The following is a 7,926-nucleotide window of genomic DNA, read 5'->3' on the forward strand; positions in this document are numbered from 1 at the left end:
ACCGCACCTCCCCGGTGTGGTGGAACGGCGAGACCCGGGCTTGCCTTATCAGGGAGCCCCATTCCAACTGTCGGCAGTGCCACCAACGGGCTGACCGATTACCGGAGGTAGACTGATGAATATTGAAAAATACTCAGAGCGCGTGCGCGGTTTTCTGCAATCGGCTCAGACCTATGCGCTGGCAGAGGGCCATCCGCAATTTGTTCCCGAACATGTGCTCAAAGTCCTGCTCGATGACGATCAGGGCATGGCGGCATCGCTGATCGAGCGTGCTGGCGCCAGTGCCAAGGACGCAAAACTCGCTAATGAAGGCGCAATCGCCAAGCTGCCGAAAGTATCCGGCGGCAATGGCTCGATCTCGCTTTCGCAGCCGCTTGCCAAGGTCTTCACCACAGCCGAAGAGGCAGCCAAGAAATCGGGCGACAGCTTTGTCACCGTTGAACGGCTGCTGCAGGCGCTGATCATCGAGACCTCGGCTGCCACATCCGGCATCCTGTCGAAGGCAGGTCTGACGGCATCCAAGCTCAATCAGGTGATCAACGAGATCCGCAAGGGCCGCACCGCCGATGGTTCGAATGCCGAAGCGGGATTTGATGCGCTGAAGAAATATGCGCGGGATCTGACGGCCGATGCCCGCGACGGCAAGCTTGACCCTGTGATTGGCCGCGACGATGAAATTCGCCGCACCATCCAGGTCCTGTCGCGCCGGACCAAGAACAACCCGGTCCTGATCGGTGAACCCGGCGTCGGCAAGACGGCGATCGCCGAAGGCTTGGCCTTGCGCATCATCAATGGCGACGTGCCGGAAAGCCTCAAGGACAAGAAGCTGATGGCGCTCGACATGGGCGCGCTGATTGCCGGCGCGAAATTCCGCGGTGAATTCGAAGAGCGGCTGAAGGCCATTCTCTCTGAGGTTCAGGCGGAAGCGGGCGAAATCGTCCTGTTCATCGATGAGATGCACACGCTGGTTGGCGCCGGCAAGGCGGATGGGGCAATGGATGCGTCCAACCTCCTGAAGCCCGCACTTGCGCGCGGCGAACTGCATTGCGTCGGCGCGACCACGCTCGATGAATATCGCAAGCATGTGGAAAAGGATGCGGCTCTGGCCCGCCGGTTCCAGCCTGTGATGGTCAACGAGCCGAATGTCGAGGACACGATCTCGATCCTGCGTGGCTTGAAGGAAAAGTACGAACAGCATCACAAGGTGCGGATCTCCGATTCCGCGCTGGTGGCGGCTGCGACGCTGTCCAACCGCTACATCACTGACCGGTTCCTGCCGGACAAGGCGATCGACCTGATGGACGAAGCCGCATCGCGGCTGCGCATGCAGGTGGACAGCAAGCCCGAAGAGCTCGATGAACTCGATCGCCGCATCATGCAGCTGAAGATCGAACGCGAAGCCCTGAAGAAGGAAACCGACCGTGCCTCCAAGGACCGGCTGGAAAAGCTGGAACTCGACCTCACCGGTTTCGAGGAGCAGGCCGACGCGCTGACCGCGCGCTGGCAGGCGGAAAAGTCGAAGCTCGGTCTGGCTGCCGATCTGAAGAAGAAGCTGGAAGAGGCACGCAACGAACTGGCTGCGGCGCAGCGCAAGGGCGAATTCCAGCGGGCAGGGGAGCTTGCCTATGGTTTGATCCCGAAGCTCGAAAAGGAGCTGGAGGTTTCCGAAAGCCAGGATTCGTCGGCGCTCGACCCGATGGTGCAGGAAGTCGTGACACCCGACAATATCGCCCATGTCGTGTCCCGCTGGACCGGTATTCCAGTGGAAAAGATGCTTGAAGGCCAGCGCGACAAGCTGTTGCGCATGGAAGACGAGCTCGGCAAATGGGTGGTTGGCCAGGGTGATGCGGTTCAGGCCGTATCGCGTGCTGTTCGCCGTTCGCGGGCAGGTCTGCAGGATCCGAACCGTCCAATCGGTTCGTTTATCTTCCTTGGACCGACCGGCGTGGGTAAAACGGAGCTGACCAAGGCTTTGGCGCGCTTCCTGTTCGACGATGATACGGCGCTGGTGCGCATGGATATGTCGGAATATATGGAGAAACACTCCGTATCCCGGCTGATCGGTGCACCTCCGGGCTATGTCGGCTACGAGGAAGGTGGCGCTTTGACCGAAGCGGTGCGGCGCAAGCCGTATCAGGTCGTGTTGTTTGACGAGATCGAGAAGGCGCATCCGGATGTGTTCAACGTCCTGTTGCAGGTTCTCGATGACGGCCGCCTGACCGATGGTCAGGGCCGTACCGTCGACTTCCGCAACACGATGATCATCATGACCTCCAACCTCGGCGCGGAATATCTCGTCGGGCTTGGCGAGAACGATGACAGCGACATGGTGCGCGATCAGGTGATGGATGTGGTGCGCGGACATTTCCGCCCCGAATTCCTCAACCGGGTCGACGAGATCATCCTGTTCCACCGCCTGAAGCGGGCGGAGATGGGGACGATCGTCGATATCCAGCTGGAGCGCCTGCGCCAGTTGCTCGCCGACCGCAAGATCACGCTCGAACTCGACGACGAGGCGCGTGCCTTCCTCGCCGACCGGGGCTACGATCCGGCTTATGGCGCACGTCCTTTGAAGCGGGCCGTGCAGAAATATGTCCAGGACCCGCTCGCCGAGCAGATCCTTCAGGGCAATTTCCCGGATGGTTCGACGATCAAGGCCTTTGCCGGCTCGGATCGCCTGAACTTCAAGCTGAGAAGTGGCGGCGAAAAGGCTGCTGCATAACGGCATCGGTGCCATTGCTGAAAACCTCCCCGGAGAAATCCGGGGAGGTTTTTTTATGCGCGGTGTCACTTCATGCGATGGACGAAATCGAGCAGCGCTCTCAGCTTCGGCGACAGGTTACGGCGGTTCGGATAGTAGAGGTAGAAGCCGGCGAACTGCGGACTGTAATCTTCCAGCAGTTGGACAAGCTTGCCGTCGTCTATCAGCGGCCGAAAACTGTCTTCCATGCCAAAGGTGATCCCGGCGCCGGCGCAGGCGAGGCGGGTCATCAGGCCCATGTCGTTGGTGGTGAATTCGGGTTCGACGGCAACGCTGAAATCCCTGCCATCCTCTGTGAATTCCCAGCGATACGGCGCAACAGCCGGCGCCGGGCGCCAACCGATGCATCTATGACCGGGAAGATCACGCGGATGACGTGGCGGATCAACGCGTTGGAGATAGGCGGGGGCGCAAACGGCAAGCTGCCGTTGCCGCCCGGAAACCGGAACCGCGATCATATCCTGCGCGATCACTTCGCCAAGACGCACGCCCGCATCATAACCCTCTGCGACGATGTCGAACTCTTCATCGGTGACAGTGATATCGACCCGCACGCCGGGATTGGCATTGGCAAACGTCGTCAGCATGTCGCCGGACAGGAATTTTTCGGCAATCGACGAGACGGCGAGCCTGAGCTGGCCGCGGGGACGGCCACGGATATCGGCGATCGTTGACAGGGCTGCGCCGACATCGGCGATGGCCGGACCGATATCGTCATAAAGCCGCTGGCCTTCCTCCGTCAGGCTGACGCTGCGCGTAGTCCGGCGCACCAATTGAATGCCCAGCGTTTCCTCCAGCCGCGATATCGTCTGGCTGACGGCGGAGCGGGTGACGCCCATCCTGTCCGCGGCTGCCCGAAAATTCCGTTCCTGCGCAACCACGGCAAAAACGGAGAGTGCATTGAGGTCTGGCTGCATTGGTTAGATTTCCTTGCCACCGAAGTCACATAATGACGGCTTATCACGACAATGATCAATCCTTACTTTCTGACCAAGCAATGATGCTTGAACAGAAAGGACCACGACATGTCATCCGGAAAAGTTGTTCTCATTACCGGCGCCTCCAGCGGGATCGGCGCGGGCATCGCCCGCGAATTGGGAGGGGCTGGTTTCAAACTGATGCTCGGCGCCCGCCGGACGGACCGTCTCGACATTTTGGCAAATGAGATCCGGGAAAGAGGCGGGCAGGTGCAGACGCGCAGTCTCGACGTTACCGACCGCGCAAATGTCGCTGCCTTCGCCGAGGCGGCACGGCAGGCTTTCGGCATTGTTGACGTGATCGTCAACAATGCCGGCGTCATGCCCCTTTCGCTGATGGCGTCGATGAAAGTCGATGAATGGGATCGCATGATCGACGTCAATATCAAGGGCGTGCTCTATGGCATCGCAGCGGTTTTGCCGGAAATGACGGCGAGGGGGGCCGGGCATGTCATCAACATCGCCTCGATCGGGGCTCTGGCAGTCTCGCCGACCGCCGCCGTCTATTGTGCCACGAAATATGCGGTACGGGCGATCTCTGACGGATTGCGGCAGGAACGCGATGATATCCGCGTCACCTGCATCCATCCGGGTGTCGTCGAAAGCGAACTGGCCGGAACGATTACCGATCCGGTGGCGGCAGACGCTATGAAGACCTACCGCTCGATCGCTCTTCAGCCGGATTCGATCGGCCGGGCCGTCCGCTTCGCCATCGAGCAGCCGGATGATGTCGATGTCAATGAGATTGTCATCCGGCCAACCCGGGCGGCACACTGATGTCCCGCGGTCTTTTGACGACTTCTCTTTCCCTGGCGCTTGCAGGCGCCGCTTTTGCAGAGGACGGCATGAACACCAAGGGGGAAGCCCATTCCTATCTCGGCCTATGGGTCACAAAGGATAGTCATATCCGGCACGAGCTGCTGGCGAACGGCCGCTATGACGAGGCGCGGGGAGCGCGCGAAAGCGCCTATCGGGGGCGATACGTGGTGGCCGGCGATCACATCGACTATTGGGACGACACGGGCTTTACCGCGGATGGAAATTTCATCGACGGTGTGCTTCACCACGGGGGAATGATCTTGTACCGGCGGTGAAGGCCATCATTGGTGACCGGTCTCATCCGTGCGGTGGCAATCCATTGACCCGACGCTCGTCGGGTCAAAAGGTTGTTCCAGCCGCTTCTTCCCGCCTTTGTGTTTTTTTGATCCCGGCTCTTGGCAAGTGAACATTGTTATGGCATGTTCGCCATATGTTCCGAATGCGGCAAGGATTGATGGTCCTGATGTTTTTACCGTATTGCAGTGTGTGCGGCATATCCCGGATGAACTGCCCGCATGCCGGTTGTGTCCCTGAGTTTTGTCCTTACTGCGCCGCCGCCACTTCGGCGCTGCCATTGTCCTTGGCCAGCAATTCGTCGATGCGGCCGCGTTCCTTGTCGAACTGCGCCAGCGCCTGGCCATCGAGCGATTTGCCGCCGGGCAGGCGGATGCGCAAGGGATCGACGCGGTTGCCGTTGACGATCAGCTCGTAGTGCAGATGCGGGCCGGTCGACAGGCCGGTGGTGCCGACCCAGCCGATCACCTGGCCTTGCACGACCTTGGAGCCGACGCTGACATTCTTGGCGATCGCGCTCTGGTGATTGTAGGACGAGACATAGCCGTTGGCATGGCGGATCAGCGTCTGGTTGCCGTAACCACCGGAATCCCAGCCGGCTTTTTCGACGACGCCGTTGCCGGCCGCGATGATCGGCGTGCCGCGCGGGGCTGCCCAGTCGACACCGGTATGCATGCGCGAAAAGCCGAGGATCGGATGGCGCCGCATGCCGAAGCCTGAGCGGAACGTGCCGTTCGGAACCGGGTTGCGCAACAGGAACTGGCGGATGCTCTTGCCCTGTTCGTTGTAATAGTCGATCGAATTGTCGTCGGGATCCTGGAACCGGTAGAAGCGCGTCTCGGCATCGCCGAATTTGGCATTGACGTAGAGCAGTTCTGAATCGTCGGTTGCCTTGCCGCTGCTGTCCGCGACCGAAAAGAACGCCTCGAGACGGTCGGTCGGCTTCAGCTGTGCCTGGAAATCAACATTGCTGGCGAGCAGCTTGATGATCTGGGCGATCATTGTCGAATTCATGCCGTAGGAGAGGGCGGCGCGATAGACGCCATCATAGACGCGCGGCAGGTCACGGCCGGCGTTGATCACCGGGGTTCCGTTGTCGTCAAAGGCACTGGCCACGGCTGCCAGCTGCGGCGGCTCGTAAGCCTTGACGAAATTGCCCTTGTCGTCCAGCGCCATGGTAAAGACGTGGGCGCCGCGCGTATAGACGGTGGCGCGTACGACCTTGGCCTCTTCGTTCTCGCCCTTCTGGATGATGCCGATGCGAAGCACGTCGCCGTCCTGCAGATCCGTCGCGTCGAGTGCCGGCCTCAGATAGCCGGCGAGATCCTCGGCCTGGGCTTTTCCATAACCGGCATTGATCAGAACGGCGGCGATCGGTGTTGTCCGGCGCACGGGAATGACGTCGTCGGCATATTCGGTCGTCTGGTCTGTGATCGTCTCGAAGGCCGAGACCGTCATGTTTTCCTCAACCACCCGGGCCGAGAGGCCCTGGATCAGGTCGAGATCGGAAGCATCTGAGGCAAAGCGGCGCGGATCGACATAGAACAGCGAGGCAAGCTGGGTGTTGCCGTCGGTCAGGACGGAACCATTGGTGCGGACATTCTCCTCGACCTCGTCCATGGACATCGAGGGCGCGAATTTCAGGGTTGAGCCCTTCAGCGGAAAATCCACCGTCTTCAGCGCCACTTCGGATTCGACATCAGAGCCGTAAAGCGTCCCGGTCCGGCTGACCGGCGCGGGCGCATCTGCCTCATCGCTGGAAAAGATCGCCAGCGGATCGAAGGAGGGGTATTTTTCCGCCGGCTGATGGTTGGCGGCCAGTGTCATCTTCACATGCGCGAAAGGCTGGCGGCGAACCACTTCCTTCTCGCCGTCATGGGTCATGGTCGAGACTTCCATGATCGTGCGGTCAGATGGCTTGGCAACAATGCTGGGGCTGAGGATGCGATCGCCGCGTTTGGCAGCAGCTGTCGGCTGCGAACCGCGTGCGGACGGATCCATTGCGGCATAGGCTTCGGCGGGGATGGCCAGCTGCTGGCGCCCGTCAAGGGCTGCAAACAGGGCAACGCCCATCAACAGGCTTGAGGTAATGCCGGTCAGAAAGGTGCCCGAAAGCCAGCGCAGGGAAATCTCGCGCCGGTCGGGAGCCCTGCGTCCATCCGCAAGGATCGGCGGCTCGTTGCCGAGCGACCGTATCATGGTCTTGTCCGTGATCATGCCAATCGAGCAGGGTCCCTGGTTACGCGCCGTTTCTTATTATGGTCCGGGTATGTTGTGCGAAGATGTGCATCTTTCACGCCTTCGAGTCAAACAGAACGGCCATCACTCTATATCGCGCCCTATAGACATATCACTCTATATGGCGCCCTATAGACATAGAGAGAGCCGTTAAAACGCAAGTGCGAACGCTGTTTAGAGCGCCAATTGTGAAGAAGTGAGGGCGGGATTGTGTTTTCGGGCCTATACAAAGGCTTATCCCGATTATCGCACTGCAGCAAAGCCTTACGGCGCAGGCTTTTGTCAAAAAACTGTCATTTTTTTCAAAAACCCTGTTGACTATGAACGATCTGCGGAGCTATAAACCGCTCACCAACGAGGGCGGCGGCGCTGCTGGCGACCGACGAACTCGCTCTGAAGTTTCTTACGAAAGTTTGGTGCGGATTGTGGGTTTCAGGCGGGAACGCTGATGGCTCTCGGGGTAAGGTTTTCGACGGGTTTTTGCCTGTCTGTTTTTTGACAATTGAATAGAGAGAAAGAGAAACGTGGGCGGCGGATGTTCGCAACTGGATTAAGTTCCGGTTTTAAGTCGACAATGGCGGTCACGTTTCTATGAGAAGTTACATCGTTCCTGGTTTTCTAGGCCTTCGGGTTTAGGGGATTGATCGGCGCCGGATGGCGAAGGTTGGTTTTATCAGGAATATGTGAAGTTCTCGTCGATTCAGACGTGACCATTAAAGCCAAGATAGATTTTCAACTTGAGAGTTTGATCCTGGCTCAGAACGAACGCTGGCGGCAGGCTTAACACATGCAAGTCGAGCGCCCCTCACGGGGAGCGGCAGACGGGTGAGTAACGCG

At 59.4% G+C, this 7,926-nt stretch carries 5 protein-coding genes and 1 rRNA gene; 4 read left to right on the forward strand and 2 right to left on the reverse strand.

The window, feature by feature from the left end; translation table 11 throughout:
- The first annotated feature begins 115 nt into the window (after positions 1 to 115).
- Positions 116 to 2,722 (forward strand): ATP-dependent chaperone ClpB, encoded by a 2,607-nt coding sequence (gene clpB, locus R6X40_RS13155; protein WP_318414177.1) that lies wholly within the window; start codon positions 116 to 118, stop codon positions 2,720 to 2,722.
- 65 nt (positions 2,723 to 2,787) lie between these two features.
- Here clpB and R6X40_RS13160 read toward each other — a convergent pair whose 3' ends face one another.
- Positions 2,788 to 3,678: a LysR family transcriptional regulator gene (locus tag R6X40_RS13160; protein WP_318414178.1), complete on the reverse strand. Its 891-nt coding sequence runs from the start codon at positions 3,676 to 3,678 to the stop codon at positions 2,788 to 2,790.
- A gap of 108 nt (positions 3,679 to 3,786) precedes the next feature.
- Between R6X40_RS13160 and R6X40_RS13165 the strand changes: the two genes are divergently transcribed.
- Both R6X40_RS13165 and R6X40_RS13170 read left to right on the forward strand, forming a co-directional pair.
- Positions 3,787 to 4,515: an SDR family oxidoreductase gene (locus R6X40_RS13165; protein ID WP_318414180.1), complete on the forward strand. Its 729-nt coding sequence runs from the start codon at positions 3,787 to 3,789 to the stop codon at positions 4,513 to 4,515.
- Positions 4,515 to 4,832 (forward strand): Atu4866 domain-containing protein, encoded by a 318-nt coding sequence (locus R6X40_RS13170; RefSeq protein ID WP_318414182.1) that lies wholly within the window; start codon positions 4,515 to 4,517, stop codon positions 4,830 to 4,832. Before R6X40_RS13165 ends, R6X40_RS13170 begins: the two co-directional genes overlap by 1 nt.
- Positions 4,833 to 5,100: 268 nt before the next feature.
- On the opposite strand, the gene R6X40_RS13175 is transcribed toward R6X40_RS13170, so the two are convergent.
- Entirely contained in the window at positions 5,101 to 7,068 is a 1,968-nt protein-coding gene (locus R6X40_RS13175; RefSeq protein WP_318414184.1) for a M23 family metallopeptidase, read from the reverse strand.
- A 754-nt stretch (positions 7,069 to 7,822) separates the two neighbouring features.
- Here R6X40_RS13175 and R6X40_RS13180 point away from each other — a divergent pair.
- Positions 7,823 to 7,926, forward strand: a 16S ribosomal RNA gene (locus tag R6X40_RS13180); the annotation flags it as partial.

This window comes from Rhizobium sp. PL01 (genome assembly GCF_033447125.1).
Taxonomy (GTDB): Bacteria; Pseudomonadota; Alphaproteobacteria; order Rhizobiales; family Rhizobiaceae; genus Pararhizobium.